The following is a 16,116-nucleotide window of genomic DNA, read 5'->3' on the forward strand; positions in this document are numbered from 1 at the left end:
CGTCAGGGCGGAACCCTAGGTGGCCGTTACCGCAGGAATGGATATGTACACGGTCCAACTGTGTTGACTGTTAGGCCATCTTCGCAGGCAAGCCAGCTCCCACATTTGGACTACGGCGCGTCAGGTAGATAAGCGTCGGCTGCAGGGCCGTCACGGGAGCAAGCTCCCTCGCCACAGATCCGGCGTCGCACCAAAATTGTGTAGATACCTATGCTGCGATAGGGCCCTGAGCCTCACTACAAGGCTCAAGGCTCCAAGCCAATCCCGCGCAAAATCACACCGGTCACGGTCTGAATGGCCTTCTCGAACTGCCTGTCCGACAACGGCTGGTGATCATTCAAAATCTTCACCTGGTGGTCGAAGTCGGCATAGTGCTGGGTCGAGGCCCAGATCATGTACAGCAGGCTCGACGGTTCCACCGGCAGGATGCGTTTGTCTTGCACCCATTGGCGAATCTTCGCTTCCTTCATCTTGGCCCAGTCGTACAGGCTTTCATCCAGGGCTTCACCGAGTGTGGGCGCGCCGTGGATGATTTCATTGGCCCAGACCTTGGAGCCATAGGGGCGCGTGCGCGAGCGCTGCATCTTGGCGCGGATGTAGCTGCTGAGCACTACACGGGGGTCGTCGAAGGTTTCAAAGCTCAGGGCGTCCTGCTTCCACAATTCCAGCAGGTCGAACAGCACCGCGCTGTACAGCTCGCCCTTGGTGGTGAAGTAGTAATGCAGGTTGGAGCGCGGCAGTTGCGCTTCTTCGGCGATGTCGGCCATGGCGGTGCTGCCATAGCCCTTGTTGGCGAAGACCTTCTCCGCCGCCAGCAGGATTTTCTCGACGTTGACCCGACGAATTCCGATCTTGTGATTGCCCATAAGGGCTCCCTGACAACAACACGGCCTAAAGACTACCACCGGCTCTAGATCGGGGCGACAGGTCAAGCCGAAACTTCGTACACTGCCGGCTCCTGTCCTCTGATTGGTATTGAACAATGTTGCTCAAGAAGTCCCTGACCGCTGCTGTCCTGTTCACTGCCCTGCTGGGCGCCTCCACGGCGTTTGCCCACGCCCACCTCAAGAGCGCGGAGCCTGCGGCTGACAGCACCGTCGCCGCGCCGAAAGACCTGCGCCTGACCTTCAGCGAAGGCGTCGAAGCCACCTTCACCAAGGTGTCCCTGAGCAAGGACGGCACCGAAATTGCGATCAAGGGCCTGGAAACCCCGGACGCCGACAAGAAAACCCTGGTGGTCACGCCTGCCGCTGCGCTGGCAAGCGGCACCTATAAAGTCGAATGGCATGCAGTGTCCGTCGACACTCACAAAAGCGAAGGCACTTACGGCTTCAAGGTCGGCCAATAACCCATGGCAACCCTGCTGGTGCTGTGCCGCTTCCTGCATTTCATCGTCGTGCTGTTGATGTTCGGGGCCTGGGTGTTCAGGCCCTGGCTGCTCGGCGCTCATGTGCAACCGACACTGGACCGGCAACTGCTGCGCATCACCCGCGGTCTGGCGGGGTTGGGGCTCGTCACCGGGGTTGTGTGGTTGCTGTTGATCACCGCCAGCATGGCAGGCAGTTGGGACGCGGCGCTACAACCGGCCACCCTCCAGTTGGTGCTGGGCAAGACCTTTTTTGGCCAGGTATGGGCCTGGCATCTGTTGCTGAACCTGCTGCTTATGATCGTGCTGATCAAGCCCTGGCCGTCCTTGCGCTTGCCGCTGCTCGCCATGCTGCTGGCAACCCTGGCACCCGTAGGTCACGGCGCCATGCTTGACGGGCTGAGTGGACAGTTGCTGATTCTCAACCAGGTGGTGCACCTGCTGTGCGTTGGGGCCTGGCTCGGGGGGTTGCTGGTGTTGGTGCTGATCTTCAGGCATGCGCAAGGCCAGCGCCTGGAGCCGATTTTGCGTCGCTTCAGTGGTGTGGGATATGGCCTGGTCGGCGGCCTGCTGGTGACCGGTCTGATCAACGTACGCGTGCTCACCGGACAACTGTGGCCCACGCCGCTGTTCCAAGGGTTTGCCTTGATTTTGCTGATCAAGGTGGGGCTGGTGCTGGGTATGCTGGGGTTGGCGTTGTTGAACCGGTTGCGTATCGAGCGCTGCGAGCAACGCCTGGGCAGTTTGAAAGCCAGTGTGATGATGGAGTGGCTACTGGGCCTTGCAGCGGTGGCGGCGGTTTCCCTGCTTGGAACGTTACCGCCGATGGTGATGGCTGACTGAAACCTGCGTTGCAAGGCAATCCATGTAGGAGCGAGCTTGCTCGCTCCTACAGGGGGCGACCGTGCCGCTGCGTTGAATCGTTTCACCGAAGTCATCGTATAACTTCTGCTTGACACACCCCGAAAACCTCGCAAATATCGCGCTCAATGTTGTACGACGACGTATAACAAATAATAAAAACAACAAAACAATGGGAGCCTCACTGTGAGTCAATCCGCCCGCCATTCCTGCACGCGCCTGGGCCTTCTCGGTCTCGGCAGCCTGGCCGTCACCCTGCCGCTGGGTGCCCATGCCGAAGGCTTTATCGACGACGCCAAGGCCACGCTCAATCTGCGTAATGCCTACTTCAACCGCAACTTCACCAATCCGACCAACCCCCAGGGCAAGGCCGAAGAGTGGACGCAGAATTTTATCCTCGATGCCAAGTCCGGCTTTACTCAGGGCACGGTCGGCTTCGGGATAGACGTGTTGGGCCTGTATTCGCAAAAGCTCGATGGCGGCAAAGGCACCGCCGGCACGCAACTGCTACCGGTACATGACGATGGCCGCCCCGCCGACAATTTCGGGCGCCTGGGTGTCGCACTGAAAACCAGGCTGTCGAAAACCGAGTTGAAGGTTGGCGAATGGATGCCGGTGCTGCCGATCCTGCGTTCCGATGATGGCCGTTCCCTGCCCCAGACCTTTCGCGGCGGCCAGATCACCTCCAATGAAATCGCCGGCCTGACGCTCTACGGTGGCCAGTTTCGCGGCAACAGCCCGCGCAACGACGCGAGCATGGAAGACATGTTCATGAACGGCAAAGCCGCGTTCACCTCGGACCGTTTCAACTTCGGCGGCGGCGAATACACCTTCAATGACAAACGTACCCAGGTCGGCCTGTGGTACGCCGAACTGACTGATATCTACCAGCAGCAGTACCTCAACCTCACCCACAGCCAGCCGGTGGGCGACTGGACCTTGGGGGCCAACCTCGGCTTCTTCAACGGCAAGGAAGACGGCAGCGCCCTGGCCGGCGACCTCGATAACAAAACCCTGTTCGCCCTGCTCTCAGCCAAATACAACGGCCACACCTTCTACGTTGGCCTGCAAAAACTCAGTGGCGACAGCGCCTGGATGCGCATCAACGGCACCAGCGGCGGCACCCTGGCCAACGACAGCTACAACGCCAGCTACGACAACGCCAAGGAAAAGTCCTGGCAGGTGCGCCATGACTTTAACTTTGTGGTGCTCGGGGTTCCGGGGCTGACCCTGATGAACCGCTATATCAGCGGCAGCAACGTACACACCGGGGCGATCACCGACGGCAAAGAGTGGGGACGTGAGTCGGAGCTGGCCTACACCGTGCAGAGCGGTGCGCTGAAGAACCTCAATGTGAAGTGGCGCAACTCGACCATGCGCCGGGACTTCAGCAATAACGAGTTCGATGAGAACCGGATTTTTATCAGCTATCCGATTTCGCTGCTCTGAGGGCTTGGTCAGTTTTTTGTAGGAGCGAGCTTGCTCGCGAGAACCCCATGGGCGCCGCGTTTAATCAGGAATACGCGTTATCGTTGGCGTTTTTCGCGAGCAAGCTCGCTCCTACAGAGGGCCGGAAGTTGACAACACCAGGAATCCCTAACACTATTTCCCTATAGTCATACGACAACCTACAACAAAAATCTGGAAGGCCCATGACCCTCACCACTCCCACTCCTTTCAACCGCCTGCTGCTTACCGGCGCCGCCGGCGGCCTGGGCAAAGTCCTGCGTGAACGCATGCGGCCTTATGCCCAGGTGCTGCGCCTTTCGGATATCGCTGAAATGGCCCCCGCCACCGATGCTCGCGAAGAAGTGCAAACCTGCGACCTGACCGACAAACACGCCGTGCATCAGTTGGTAGAGGGCGTCGACGCTATCCTGCACTTTGGCGGCGTGTCAGTGGAGCGCTCGTTCGAAGAGGTGCTGGGCGCGAACATCAGTGGCATTTTCCATATCTACGAAGCCGCCCGCCGCCACGGGGTCAAGCGGGTGATCTTCGCCAGTTCCAACCACGTGATCGGTTTCTACAAACAGGGTGAACAACTCGACGCCCACTCCCCACGCCGCCCCGACAGTTACTACGGCCTGTCCAAATCCTACGGCGAAGACATGGCCAGTTTCTACTTCGACCGCTACGGCATCGAGACCGTGAGCATCCGTATCGGCTCCTCGTTCCCGCAACCGCAGAACCGCCGGATGATGCACACCTGGCTGAGCTTCGACGACCTGACCCAACTGCTCGAACGCGCGCTGTACACGCCCAACGTCGGACATACCGTGGTGTACGGCATGTCGGCCAACCTCGATACCTGGTGGGACAACCGCTACGCCGCGCACCTGGGCTTTGCGCCCAAGGACAGCTCCGAAGTGTTCCGCGCCGAGGTTGAAGCCCAACCGCCCGTGGCCGCCGATGACCCGGCCAAGGTCTACCAGGGCGGCGCGTTCTGCGCGGCGGGGCCGTTCGGTGACTGAGTGCCCAGCAACCCAAGGGAATGACCATGCGTGCTGAATTGATTGTCGACGCCCGTAACGCCGTGGGCGAATGCCCGGTGTGGGTAGTGGAAGAAAACGCGCTGTATTGGGTGGATATCCCCAACGGCGGCCTGCAACGCTGGAGCGCCGCCACCGGCCATCTGGCGGCGTGGAAAGCCCCGCAAATGCTCGCCTGTATTGCCCGCACCAACACGGGTAACTGGGTGGCCGGCATGGAAACTGGCTTCTTCCAGCTCACGCCCCACAACGACGGCAGCCTCGACACCACGCCGCTGGCCAGCATCGAGCATTCACGCCCGGACATGCGTTTGAACGATGGCCGCTGCGATCGCCAGGGCCGCTTCTGGGCCGGCAGCATGGTGCTGGACATGGGCTTGAACGCCGCCGAGGGCGTCCTTTATCGCTATGCGTCCGGGGCTGCGCCCCACGCGCAACTGGACGGGTTCATCACCCTCAATGGCCTGGCCTTCAGCCCCGATGGCCGCACGATGTACGCCTCCGATTCGCACCCGAAGGTGCAACAGGTCTGGGCGTTCGACTACGACATCGAGACCGGCACGCCGTCCAATCGCCGCGTATTCATTGATATGAACGACTTCCCCGGGCGTCCCGACGGTGCGGCCGTGGACGCCGAGGGCGGCTACTGGATCTGCGCCAACGACGCCGGGCTGATTCACCGTTTCACCCCCGACGGTCGCCTGGACCGCTCCCTGAGCGTGCCGGTGAAAAAACCCACCATGTGCGCCTTCGGTGGCAGCCGCCTGGACACTTTGTACGTCACCTCCATCCGTGACGACCCGAGTGAACAGTCGCTGTCCGGAGGCGTGTTCGCCCTCAACCCCGGCGTCCAAGGGCTGCCCGAACCCCGCTTCATCGTTTAATCGCTGTGCCTTGAATACAACAATAACAAGACAGGAGTGACTTCCATGGACTTCAAACGCACCTTGCTCGCCGCTGCAATCTTCACCATCTGCAGCGCCGCCCACGCGCTGGAAATCAAGTTTGCCGACATCCACCCCGCCGGCTACCCCACCGTGGTCGCCGAAGAGAACATGGGCAAGGCCCTGACCAAGGCGAGCAACGGCGAGCTGACCTTCAAGTACTTCCCCGGCGGTGTGCTGGGCTCCGAGAAGGAAGTGGTCGAACAGGCCCAGGTCGGCGCCGTGCAGATGACCCGCGTCAGCCTCGGTATCGTCGGCCCGGTGGTGCCGGACGTGAACGTGTTCAACCTGCCGTTCGTGTTCCGCGATCAGGCACATATGCGCAAGGTCATCGATGGCGAGATCGGCGACGAGATCCTCGCCAAGATCACCAACTCCGAGTTCGGCCTGGTGGCCCTGGCCTGGATGGATGGCGGCACGCGCAACCTCTATACCAAGAAGCCGGTGCGCAAGATCGAAGACCTCAAGGGCATGAAGATCCGCGTGCAAGGCAACCCGATTTTCATCGAAGCCTTCAACGCCATGGGCGCCAACGGCATTGCCATGGACACCGGCGAGATCTTCAGCGCCCTGCAGACCGGGGTCATCGACGGTGCGGAAAACAACCCGCCGACCTTGCTGGAACACAACCACTTCCAGAACGCCAAGTACTACACCCTCACCGAACACCTGATCCTGCCTGAACCTATCGTGATGTCAAAAATCACCTGGAACAAGCTCAATCCCGCCCAACAGGACATGGTCAAGGCCGCCGCCAAAGCCGCCCAGGCCGATGAGCGCGTGCTCTGGGACGCCAAGTCCGCCAGCAGTGAAGAGAAACTCAAGAAGGCCGGCGTGGAGTTCATCACGGTCGATAAAAAGCCCTTCTATGAGGCCACCGCCGCGGTGCGTGCCAAGTACGGCAAGCCATACGCGGACATGATCAAGCGCATCGACGCGGTTCAATAACCTCCCCTGCCCCTGCATAAGGCCCGGCGCGGTCGGTATCGACGCGCCCGGTCACGGTGAACGCCATGAAGACTTTACTGCTGCGCTTCAATGACCGCCTCTACATGACCTGCATCTGGGTCGCCGGCCTTTCGGTGCTGGGGGTCGCCTTGATCATCCCCTGGGGTATCTTCACCCGCTACGCCCTCGGCACCGGTTCCAGCTGGCCGGAGCCCACCGCCATCCTGCTGATGCTGGTGTTCACCTTTATCGGCGCCGCTGCCAGTTATCGTGCCGGTGCGCACATGTCGGTAGCGATGATCACTGACCGCTTGCCGCCCGCCCAACGCCGCCTCGTCGGCATCCTCTCGCAACTGCTGATGGGCACCATCTGCGTATTCATGACAATTTGGGGCGCCAAGCTGTGCCTGTCCACCTGGAACCAGTTCATGAGCGCCATCCCGACCCTGCGCGTGGGCATCACCTATATGCCGATCCCGATTGGCGGCGTGCTGACCCTGGTGTTCGTGGTCGAAAAGCTGCTGTTCGGTGACCAGAGCAAACGCAAGGTGGTGCGTTTCGACCTGGTTGAAGAAAACGAAGGGGCCGCCTGATATGGACGCATTGATTCTGTTGGGCAGCTTTGTAGCCTTGATCCTGATCGGCATGCCGGTGGCCTATGCGTTGGGGCTGTCGGCGTTGATTGGCGCGTGGTGGATCGACATTCCGTTCCAGGCCCTGATGATTCAGATTGCCGGTGGGGTGAACAAATTTTCGCTGATGGCGATTCCGTTCTTCGTGCTGGCCGGGGCGATCATGGCCGAGGGCGGCATGTCACGGCGCCTGGTGGCCTTTGCCGGCGTGCTGGTGGGCTTTGTGCGCGGTGGGTTGTCGCTGGTCAATATCATGGCTTCGACGTTTTTCGGCGCGATTTCCGGTTCGTCCGTGGCCGATACCGCCTCGGTCGGCTCGGTGCTGATTCCGGAAATGGAACGCCGTGGTTATCCGCGCGAATTCGCCACTGCAGTGACCGTCAGCGGTTCGGTGCAGGCGCTGCTGACGCCGCCCAGCCATAACTCGGTGCTGTACTCCCTGGCAGCGGGCGGCACGGTTTCCATCGCCTCGCTGTTCATGGCCGGCGTGGTGCCGGGCCTGATGATGAGCGCGTGCCTGATGGTGCTGTGCCTGATCTTCGCGAAAAAGCGCGACTACCCCAAAGGCGAAGTCATCCCCTTGAAGCAGGCGCTGAAGATCGCCGCCGATGCGCTCTGGGGCTTGATGGCCATGGTGATCATCCTGGGCGGCATCCTCTCGGGCATCTTCACCGCCACCGAGTCTGCGGCGATTGCAGTGTTGTGGGCGTTCTTCGTGACCATGTTCATCTACCGCGACTACAAATGGCGCGAACTGCCCAAGCTGATGCATCGCACGGTGCGCACCATTTCCATCGTGATGATCCTGATCGCCTTCGCCGCCAGCTTCGGCTACATCATGACCCTGATGCAGATCCCGGCGAAGATCACCACGCTGTTCCTGACCCTGTCGGACAACCGCTACGTGATCCTGATGTGCATCAACGTCATGCTGTTGTTGCTCGGCACGGTGATGGACATGGCGCCGCTGATTCTGATCCTCACACCTATTCTGATGCCGGTGATCCTGGGCATCGGCGTCGACCCGGTGCACTTCGGCATGATCATGCTGGTGAACCTGGGCATCGGCCTGATCACCCCGCCGGTGGGCGCGGTGCTGTTCGTCGGCGCGGCGGTGGGCAAGACCAGCATTGAAAAAACCGTGAAGGCCCTGCTGCCGTTTTATGCGGTGTTGTTCTTGGTGCTGATTGCAGTGACCTACATCCCGGCGTTGTCGCTGTGGTTGCCTCATTTGGTGCTGTAAACCTTCTTTCAGAAACAAAGGTGAGCAACTGTGGGAGCTGGCTTGCCTGCGATGGCGACCTGTCAGTCAATGCATTCATGGCTGATACACCGCTATCGCAGGCAAGCCAGCTCCCACATTTGAATCCTCAGTGTTTATTTTGACTTCATGAGGCAGGTCAATCGTGATTGAGCTTACTGATCAATTCACCCATCTGGTGCTCGCCCCCGCCATCGGCGGCAGCCTCGTCAACTGGACGGTGCGCGCCACCGGGCAGCCGCTGTTGCGGCACAGCGATGAGCAAGCGATCAATACCGGGCTGCCGGGCAAGCTGGGCTGCTATCCATTAGCACCCTGGTCCAACCGGATTGCCAGCGGTGGGTTCGACAACCCCGATGGCTGGCTGGCACTGGCACCCAATAGCCTCACTGACCCTCTGCCGATTCACGGTTCGGCCTGGCAGCAGCCGTGGCAGGTGATAAGCCAGTCAGAACATGAAGTGGTATTGGAGCTGCGCTGCGAAATACCCTTTGCCTATCACGCCCGCCAGCGGGTGCGCTTGAACAACGGTGAGTTGAATATCGACTTGTGCGTGACTCACCTTGCCGAGCAACCAGCGTGGCATGGGTTGGGCTTGCATCCGTACTTGCCGCGTCGGCCGGGTTCGCGGCTGCAGGCCAGGGCTGGGCAGGTGTGGATGAGTGATGCAGCCAAGCTGCCCACAGGGTTGGCATCGGTTCCAGAAGATTGGGATTTCCGGCAACTGAAGGAACTGCCAGACGGGCTGGTGGACAACGGCTTTTGCGGCTGGGATGGGCACTGCCTGATCGAGCAACCGGAGCTTGGCTACCGCCTTGAATGCCAGGCCAGCGGCGCCGATTACTTCCTGCTGTACTGCCCGCCGGGGTTGGATTTTTTTTGCATCGAGCCGGTGAGCCATCCGGTGAATGCCCATCACCTGCCAGGCAGGCCTGGCCTGAAACTGCTGGAGCAAGGCCAGTCAACCCACCTGGCATTCAACCTGAAATACACTCCAAATGCCTGAACTGTAGGAGCGAGCTTGCTCGCGAAAAACGTCAACGATAACGCGTGTTTCCTGAATGAACGCGGCGCCTGTGAGCCTTTCGCGAGCAAGCTCGCGCCTACAGGCAGGGGATGCGTCAGTGTCAGGGTGGGCTGTTTTTCAGGCGCCCCGCCGTGTCGATACTCACCACCACCGACAACCCCGGTCGCAAGCGCTCACTCTCGGCCTGGTCCGGGTCTACGGTGATGCGCACGGGTACCCGCTGGGCGATCTTGACGAAGTTGCCGGTGGCGTTGTCGGCCTGCAACAGGCTGAACTCGGAACCGGTCGCCGGGGAAATATGCTGCACCGTGCCATGGAATTTGCGGTGGTTCAGCGCATCCACGGTGAACGTCACCGGTTGGCCGACCTGAACATTGTCCATCTGGGTTTCTTTCATGTTGGCAATCACCCACAACTGCTTGGGCACCAGCGCCATCAGTTGCGCGCCAGAGTTGACGTAAGCGCCCAGGCGCACGCCGATCTGCCCGAGCTGGCCATCCCGTGGTGCCGTGATGCGGGTATTGGACAGGTCGATGCGCGCCAGTTCCACCGCCGCCTCGGCACTCGCGACAGCGGCCTCCAGGGAGCCGCGGTTGACGATCACCGTCTGCAAATCCTGGCGGGCAATTTCCAGGCTGGCCTGGGCCTGGGCCACGGCGGCAATGGTCTGGGCATTGGCGGCACGGGTCACGTCCAGTTCGCGCTTGGACACCGAACCATCGCTGATCAGCTCTTCATTGCGGCGCAAATCCGCAGTGCTCTTGCGTGCCTGGGCCTGGCTGTCGACCAACGCGGCCTGGCGCAGCTTGATGGTCGCTTCAGCGCTGTTGCGTTGCTGCACCACGTTGGCCAACGAGGCCTTCTGCACCGCCAGTTGCGCCAGGGCCTGGTCGAGGCGTTGCTTGTAAATGCGGTCGTCCAGGCGCACCAGCAGGTCGCCGGTCTTGACGTACTGGAAGTCCTGCACCGGCACTTCGAACACATAGCCGCTGAGCTGCGGGCCGATAATCGTCACCTGCCCCCGCACCAAGGCGTTCTCGGTGGTTTCCACCGCGCTGCTGAACGGCGGCAGTTGCCAGGCGTACAGCACGATCAGCACACCGATGATGGCGATGGCGGCAAAGCCCAGGGACGAGATGATACGCACGCGCAAAGGCCGTAACTGGGTGGGCACCGCGCCCGGTGGCGTGCTGCCTTCCGGCGTGGCGGCAATGGCGGTCGTGGTGGTGGTTGAAGGTTCGGTCATGAAGTCGCGCCGCTGGGTTGAACAGGAGGAGTTGCTTTGGTAGTGCTCATCAGCCACAGGCTGCGGGTGAAGATCCACAGCATGGTCAGGATCGCGATAATCGCGATCAGCATGAAGACATCGTTGTAAGCCATGACGTTCGCCTCACGGGTGGCCGCCGTGGCCAGGCTGCGGATGCCCATGAGGTTGCGCAGTTCCGGGTCAGCGACGATCTTGCCATAGGCCGCCCCACCACTCTGCACCCGCGCCGCCACAAGCGGGTCGATCAGGGTCAGGTGCTCGACGATCATGCTCGAATGGTACTTCTCGCGCACGATCTGGAAGGTGCCCAGCAACGCCGCGCCGATCAGGCCACCGAGGTTCTGGCAGATGCCGAACATCACCGAGAAGCTCACCAGGTTGCGTGGGTTGGTCAGCACATTCTTGGTGCCCAGCACCATGGTCGGCCCCAAGAAGAACGTACCGCCGAAGCCTAGCAGGAACTGGCTGATATAGAGGTTCTGCGGGCGGGTCAGGTTGCTGGAAAAACTGTCCATCACCGAACCTGTCGCCATCAGCGCCAGGGAGATGATCAGCGGCATCAGCAGGTGCGCCGGGTTGATCGTCAGCGCGCTGACCACCAGCCCGGCAATCGCGCCGGCCAGCATCACCACGTACAGGGTATGCATCTGCTGGTAGCTCATGTTCAGCATCTGCATGAACCCCACCGCACCGGTGGATTGCTCGGACAGCACCATGCGAATCAGCACCACCGCCAGCGCCAGGCGGATCATCACGCCGCTGCCCAGCCAGCGCGTCATCAGCATGGGGTTGCTGCGGTTATGCTCGATGGCCAGCCCGGCCATGATCAGCACCAGGGAACAGGCCGAGGCTACGCCGATCCACGGCGCTTCCAGCCACCAGTCGATGCGCCCCAAAGATAGCACTGCGCAGAGCAAGGCCACGCCGCTGGCGAGGATGGCGAAGGTCAGGAAGTCGAGTTTTTCAAAGGTCTTGAAGCGATCGCCCGGCGGCAGCTTGAGCAGGAACACACAACCCAGGCAGATCAGCGCCAGGCCCAGCTCGAACAAATACAACCCGCGCCATTCAGCGATTTGCAGCAAGTCTTCGGAAAACAGCCGCGCCAGCGGTAACGCCAACTGCGCGGTGCCCAGCCCCAGCACCAGGGCTTTCAACCGCCACTTGGCCGGGAATGCCTGGATCATGTAGTACAAGCCCAACGAACTCAGCGCCGCACCCACCATGCCGTGGGCGGCCCGTACCGCAATCGCCGAACTGAGGTCATTGACGAACAAATGCCCGAACGTCACCAGCGCGTAGAGCACCAGGAACACCTCGGTAAACGCGCGCAGGCCGAACTGCTGGCGAAACTTCACCAGCAGCAGGTTCATGCACACGTTGGTCATCACATAGGCGGCGGGCAGCCAGGCCATTTCCGCGGTGGTCGCGCCCAGGGCGCCTTGCAGGTATTGCAGGTTGGCGATAACCAGGGCGTTACCCAGGCCGCCGGTAATTGCCACCAGCACGCCGACCATCGCGAAGAGCCAGCGCTTATGCGTAGGGTGCAGCGGCGTCGAGGGCGAGCCAGGCAGGCTCGGCCGCTCGTGGGGTTGCCAGGTGTGGGGGGTGTATTTATCCATTCGGTGACCTTGGTAAGCCGGGGTGCAAGGCCGGTGAATCCGTTACACAAAGGAACAGTAACCTGAGAGGCGTTCATCTTGCCATCTCGTGGACGCATTTGATCCCCAGGCAGACACAGCTAAATGTGAGAGCGGGCTTGCTCGCGAATGCGGTAGATCAGTTGCTGATGCATTGACTGACACGACGCCTTCGCGAGCAAGCCCGCTCCCACACTGCAATCCATGCCGTTCTTAGAGAGAGGCTTTAAGCAACATACCGACTGCCACCACCACACACAGGCTAGCAAACCCCACTTGCAAGGCCCGCGCGGGGATCACCGAACACAACCGCCGTCCCGCCAACATGCCGACGATACTCGCGCCGATAAACACCCAACCCACTGGCTCGATACTCACGCCCGCATGAAAGGCACCGGCCACGCCGATCAGCGACAGCAGGCTCACCACCATCAAGGAAGTGGCGACGATGCCGCGCATCTGCACGTCGGTCAGTTGCTTGAACGCCGGTACAATCAGGAAGCCGCCACCCACGCCCAGCAAACCCGACACGGCTCCGGTCACCGCGCCCAACGCTGCGAGGGTGGCGCTGCATTTGGCGGTCCAGGCCAGGCGCCCGGTCTGCTGGTTGAGCATGCAATTCTTCTGGCCCCACGACGCCGCGCCATGGTCACTCGGCCCGGCCTCGCGCTTTTCCCGTTGCAGCATGCGCCAGGCCACCAGCACCATCAGCGCGCTGAACAGGCCCATCAGCACCGGTTCCGAGAGTTGGTGGGCGACGAATACGCCCAACGGCGAAAACAGCGCGCCGAGCAAGGCGATCAGTAGTGCCGCGCGGTAACGCACCAGGCCATGACGCAAGCCATCAATGGCCCCCACCGCTGCCGCTGCGCCCACCGCGAGCAATGACACGGGCGCAGCCTGGGTCATGGTCAAGCCCAGCCCCAGCACCAGCGCCGGCACTCCGAGGATGCCGCCGCCCGCGCCGGTCAAACCCATGACCAGGCCCATCAATACCCCTAACAGACTGGCGAGCAGCATTCAGTCCACCTTGCTCAGGCGGGTCAGCCACTCGCGGCCCTTGAGCATGCCGTTCCAGTAGAACCACGGCAGCAGCGTGGCCTTGAGGAACCACATCGAACGGCGTGCCCGAGTAGGATCAAGGGGAAAAGTCGGCAGCAACTTGCCGCCATAGCCAAACTCGGCCAGCACCACCTTGCCCTTCTCCACCGTCAGTGGGCAGGAACCGTAGCCGTCGTACTTGAGCGGCAAAGGTGCCTGTTTGCGCAGGGCCAGCAGGTTTTCGGCCACCACCACGATTTGCTTGCGCACCGCTGCCGCCGTCTTGGCGTTGGTGGTGCCGCATACATCGCCCAGGCCAAAGATGTGCGGGTAGCGCAGGTGCTGCAGGCTGTGGGGGTTCACTTCGCACCAGCCGGCGGCGTCGGCGAGCAGGCTTTCGCGGATAAAATCCGGGGCGACCTGCGGCGGTACGACGTGGAGCATGTCGAAGGTTTTCTCTTCGACCGTCGCGTTGCCTTCGGCGTCTTTGACTTCAAACCAGGCTTTGCGCGCCGGGCCATCGACTTTCACCAGGTTGGAGTTGAACGCCAGGCGCGCGTTGTATTTTTCGACGTACTTCATCAATGGCGGCACAAAGGTCGGCACACCAAACAACGCGGCACCGGCCAGGTTGAATTCGACGTCGATGTGTTTGAGGTTGCCCTGCTTGAGCCAGTGGTCGCAGGACAGGTACATGGCTTTTTGCGGCGCACCGGCGCATTTGATCGGCATGGCCGGCTGGGTGAACAACGCCTTGCCGCCCTTGAGCTGCTGCACCAACTGCCAGGTGTACGCGGCGTGCTCATAGCTGTAGTTGGAGGTGACGCCGTGTTGGCCCAAGGTGTCTTGCAGGCCTTCGATTCTTTCCCAGGCCAGGCGCAGGCCGGGGCAGACGATGAGGTTCTTCCAGGTGACGCGCTGGCCGCTGTCGAGCACCAGGGTGTTCTCATCGGGCAGCAGTTCGCTGACGGCGGCCTGCACCCAGCTGACGCCATTGGGTAGCACATCGGCCAGGGGCCGGCGGGTCTTTTGCAGGTCGTAGGCGCCGCCGCCGACCAGGGTCCAGGCCGGCTGGTAGCAGTGGTAGTCGTTAGGTTCGATGAGGGTGATGTTCAGGTGCGGGTCGCGCTTGAGCAGGCTGGCCAGCAGGCCGATGCCTGCCGAGCCGCCGCCGATGACTACGATATCGCCACTGATGGTGGGTCCCCAGTGTTGTTCGGTCATTGTCTACTGCCTTTTTGAGTCAATGCACACAAGGGTCGCTGCCGGATGGCGTCACGCCCAGCTTTTTATGACCGCGCCGCAATACAGGCCGGACAGGGTCTTCATCACTTGAATCACTTCATGGCTGGCCAGCCCGTAAAAAATGTATTTGCCTTCCCGACGGGTGGCGACCAACCCTTCATCGCGCAAGATGCCCAACTGTTGTGACAGGGTGGGCTGGCGTACGCCGGTCAAGGCTTCCAGCTCACCGACGTTGCGCTCGCCCTGGGTCAACTGGCACAGGATCAACAAGCGGTCTTCATTGGCCAGGGCCTTGAGCAAGGCACAGGCCTTGGACGCCGATGCACGCAACTGGGCGACCTCGCCCTCACTCAACGTAGATTCCATTTGCCTCGGGTCCTTTATCTCACTTAAGCTCAAAACATTATGTGTAAACGTAAACTGATTGTAACCACTTTTTTCTTCAGCACTTTTTCCTAACAGAGGCGGCCGCCATGCCAGCGTTGATTCAAGCCTTTCTGGATGACGCATCGTCGACCTACACCTATATCGTCTATGAAGCCGATGGCGGCCCTTGCGCCATTGTCGACTCGGTGCTCAATTACGACCCGGCGTCCGGGCGCACCGACACCGCCCAGGCCGACAAGGTGATTGCCTTTGTGCGAGAGCATGGCCTGCACGTGCAGTGGCTGCTGGAAACCCACGCCCATGCTGACCACCTGTCCGCCGCGCCCTACCTGCGTCGCACCTTGGGCGGCAAGATCGCGATCGGCGAATCCATCAGCAAGGTGCAGGGGGTGTTCAAGAACCTGTTCAACCTGGAGCCGGAATTTCGAGTGGACGGCTCGCAGTTCGATCACCTGTTTGCGCCGGATGAGATCTTTCATATCGGCAACTTGAAGGCCCAGGCGTTGCATGTGCCCGGACACACCCCCGCCGACATGGCCTATCTGATCGACGGCCGCTTGATCCTGGTGGGCGACACCCTGTTCATGCCCGACGTCGGCACCGCCCGTTGCGACTTCCCCGGCGGTGATGCGCGGCAGTTGTACGCGTCGATGCGCAAGCTGCTGGCGTTCCCTTCAAACACCAAGCTGTACGTGTGTCATGACTACCCACCCGAGGGTCGAGAGGCGAAGTGCCAGACCACCGTGGCGGAACAGCGGGCGGGCAATATCCATGTGCATGACGGCGTGGATGAAGCGGCGTTCGTACAGATGCGCACCCAGCGCGATGCTGGATTGGGCATGCCGACGTTGTTGCTGCCGGCGATACAGGTAAATGTGCGGGCGGGGAATATGCCGCCGCCGGAAGAAAACGGCGTGACCTACCTGAAAATCCCCCTCAACCAACTCTAGAAGCACAGCGTTGTAGCGATCAACGGTAACCACGATGCGAAGCGAGTCGCTCTTGCTCTTG

Annotated in this window: 16 protein-coding genes; 10 read left to right on the forward strand and 6 right to left on the reverse strand. The window is 61.2% G+C overall.

Translation table 11 applies throughout. The features are described from left to right. Nucleotides 1–245: 245 nt before the first annotated feature. Nucleotides 246–866 carry a TetR/AcrR family transcriptional regulator gene (locus A7K61_RS27295; RefSeq protein ID WP_069558757.1) on the reverse strand — a complete coding sequence of 207 codons (621 nt, stop codon included), beginning with the start codon at nt 864–866 and terminating at the stop codon, nt 246–248. A gap of 116 nt (nt 867–982) precedes the next feature. On the opposite strand from A7K61_RS27295, the gene copC reads away from it, so the two are divergent. The 9 genes from copC to A7K61_RS27340 all read left to right on the forward strand — a co-directional run bounded on the left by copC (nt 983) and on the right by A7K61_RS27340 (nt 9,507). After that, nucleotides 983–1,348, forward strand: coding sequence for a copper homeostasis periplasmic binding protein CopC (gene copC, locus A7K61_RS27300; protein ID WP_047711210.1), 366 nt, complete (start codon nt 983–985; stop codon nt 1,346–1,348). A 3-nt stretch (nt 1,349–1,351) separates the two neighbouring features. Continuing rightward, complete coding sequence (copD, locus tag A7K61_RS27305) at nt 1,352–2,209, forward strand: copper homeostasis membrane protein CopD (protein WP_069558758.1); 858 nt, start codon at nt 1,352–1,354, stop codon at nt 2,207–2,209. Nucleotides 2,210–2,413: 204 nt separating this feature from the next. Then, nucleotides 2,414–3,676, forward strand: a complete 1,263-nt coding sequence (locus A7K61_RS27310) for an OprD family porin (protein WP_032896494.1) — start codon at nt 2,414–2,416, stop codon at nt 3,674–3,676. A gap of 203 nt (nt 3,677–3,879) precedes the next feature. Beyond that, entirely contained in the window at nt 3,880–4,698 is an 819-nt protein-coding gene (locus A7K61_RS27315; protein WP_069558759.1) for an NAD(P)-dependent oxidoreductase, read from the forward strand. Between the two features lie 26 nt (nt 4,699–4,724). Continuing rightward, a complete protein-coding gene (locus tag A7K61_RS27320; protein WP_069558760.1) occupies nt 4,725–5,600 on the forward strand; it encodes an SMP-30/gluconolactonase/LRE family protein in 876 nt (291 codons plus the stop codon). Between the two features lie 45 nt (nt 5,601–5,645). Continuing rightward, nucleotides 5,646–6,608 carry a TRAP transporter substrate-binding protein gene (locus A7K61_RS27325; RefSeq protein WP_069558761.1) on the forward strand — a complete coding sequence of 321 codons (963 nt, stop codon included), beginning with the start codon at nt 5,646–5,648 and terminating at the stop codon, nt 6,606–6,608. A gap of 65 nt (nt 6,609–6,673) precedes the next feature. Then, on the forward strand, nt 6,674–7,201 hold the full coding sequence (locus tag A7K61_RS27330) for a TRAP transporter small permease (protein ID WP_069558762.1): 528 nt from the start codon (nt 6,674–6,676) through the stop codon (nt 7,199–7,201). 1 nt (nt 7,202) lies between these two features. Further along, entirely contained in the window at nt 7,203–8,483 is a 1,281-nt protein-coding gene (locus A7K61_RS27335) for a TRAP transporter large permease (protein ID WP_044274643.1), read from the forward strand. A 163-nt stretch (nt 8,484–8,646) separates the two neighbouring features. Beyond that, a complete protein-coding gene (locus A7K61_RS27340) occupies nt 8,647–9,507 on the forward strand; it encodes an aldose 1-epimerase (protein WP_069558763.1) in 861 nt (286 codons plus the stop codon). Between the two features lie 121 nt (nt 9,508–9,628). Here A7K61_RS27340 and A7K61_RS27345 read toward each other — a convergent pair whose 3' ends face one another. The 5 genes from A7K61_RS27345 to A7K61_RS27365 all read right to left on the reverse strand — a co-directional run bounded on the left by A7K61_RS27345 (nt 9,629) and on the right by A7K61_RS27365 (nt 15,084). Continuing rightward, nucleotides 9,629–10,774, reverse strand: coding sequence for an HlyD family secretion protein (locus A7K61_RS27345; protein WP_003192298.1), 1,146 nt, complete (start codon nt 10,772–10,774; stop codon nt 9,629–9,631). Continuing rightward, nucleotides 10,771–12,414 (reverse strand): MFS transporter, encoded by a 1,644-nt coding sequence (locus A7K61_RS27350; RefSeq protein ID WP_003192300.1) that lies wholly within the window; start codon nt 12,412–12,414, stop codon nt 10,771–10,773. The genes A7K61_RS27345 and A7K61_RS27350 overlap by 4 nt, the downstream gene beginning before the upstream one ends. 231 nt (nt 12,415–12,645) lie before the next feature. Beyond that, nucleotides 12,646–13,452: a sulfite exporter TauE/SafE family protein gene (locus A7K61_RS27355; protein ID WP_069558764.1), complete on the reverse strand. Its 807-nt coding sequence runs from the start codon at nt 13,450–13,452 to the stop codon at nt 12,646–12,648. Next, entirely contained in the window at nt 13,453–14,697 is a 1,245-nt protein-coding gene (locus A7K61_RS27360; protein WP_044274645.1) for an FAD/NAD(P)-binding oxidoreductase, read from the reverse strand. Between the two features lie 51 nt (nt 14,698–14,748). Further along, on the reverse strand, nt 14,749–15,084 hold the full coding sequence (locus A7K61_RS27365) for a helix-turn-helix transcriptional regulator (RefSeq protein WP_003174875.1): 336 nt from the start codon (nt 15,082–15,084) through the stop codon (nt 14,749–14,751). 107 nt (nt 15,085–15,191) lie between these two features. Between A7K61_RS27365 and A7K61_RS27370 the strand changes: the two genes are divergently transcribed. Beyond that, entirely contained in the window at nt 15,192–16,055 is an 864-nt protein-coding gene (locus A7K61_RS27370; protein WP_069558765.1) for an MBL fold metallo-hydrolase, read from the forward strand. Nucleotides 16,056–16,116 lie beyond the last annotated feature (61 nt).

This window comes from Pseudomonas sp. AP42 (assembly GCF_001728935.1).
In the GTDB taxonomy this organism is placed as follows: Bacteria; Pseudomonadota; Gammaproteobacteria; order Pseudomonadales; family Pseudomonadaceae; genus Aquipseudomonas; species Aquipseudomonas lactis.

Excerpts from the sequence above, each read along its gene's own strand:
- A7K61_RS27295 (WP_069558757.1), bottom strand. The coding sequence starts at position 866 with ATGGGCAATCACAAGATCGGAATTCGTCGGGTCAACGTCGAGAAAATC.
- copC (WP_047711210.1), top strand. The coding sequence starts at position 983 with ATGTTGCTCAAGAAGTCCCTGACCGCTGCTGTCCTGTTCACTGCCCTG.
- copD (WP_069558758.1), top strand. The coding sequence starts at position 1,352 with ATGGCAACCCTGCTGGTGCTGTGCCGCTTCCTGCATTTCATCGTCGTG.
- A7K61_RS27315 (WP_069558759.1), top strand. The coding sequence starts at position 3,880 with ATGACCCTCACCACTCCCACTCCTTTCAACCGCCTGCTGCTTACCGGC.
- A7K61_RS27320 (WP_069558760.1), top strand. The coding sequence starts at position 4,725 with ATGCGTGCTGAATTGATTGTCGACGCCCGTAACGCCGTGGGCGAATGC.
- A7K61_RS27325 (WP_069558761.1), top strand. The coding sequence starts at position 5,646 with ATGGACTTCAAACGCACCTTGCTCGCCGCTGCAATCTTCACCATCTGC.
- A7K61_RS27330 (WP_069558762.1), top strand. The coding sequence starts at position 6,674 with ATGAAGACTTTACTGCTGCGCTTCAATGACCGCCTCTACATGACCTGC.
- A7K61_RS27335 (WP_044274643.1), top strand. The coding sequence starts at position 7,203 with ATGGACGCATTGATTCTGTTGGGCAGCTTTGTAGCCTTGATCCTGATC.
- A7K61_RS27345 (WP_003192298.1), bottom strand. The coding sequence starts at position 10,774 with ATGACCGAACCTTCAACCACCACCACGACCGCCATTGCCGCCACGCCG.
- A7K61_RS27350 (WP_003192300.1), bottom strand. The coding sequence starts at position 12,414 with ATGGATAAATACACCCCCCACACCTGGCAACCCCACGAGCGGCCGAGC.
- A7K61_RS27355 (WP_069558764.1), bottom strand. The coding sequence starts at position 13,452 with ATGCTGCTCGCCAGTCTGTTAGGGGTATTGATGGGCCTGGTCATGGGT.
- A7K61_RS27360 (WP_044274645.1), bottom strand. The coding sequence starts at position 14,697 with ATGACCGAACAACACTGGGGACCCACCATCAGTGGCGATATCGTAGTC.
- A7K61_RS27365 (WP_003174875.1), bottom strand. The coding sequence starts at position 15,084 with ATGGAATCTACGTTGAGTGAGGGCGAGGTCGCCCAGTTGCGTGCATCG.
- A7K61_RS27370 (WP_069558765.1), top strand. The coding sequence starts at position 15,192 with ATGCCAGCGTTGATTCAAGCCTTTCTGGATGACGCATCGTCGACCTAC.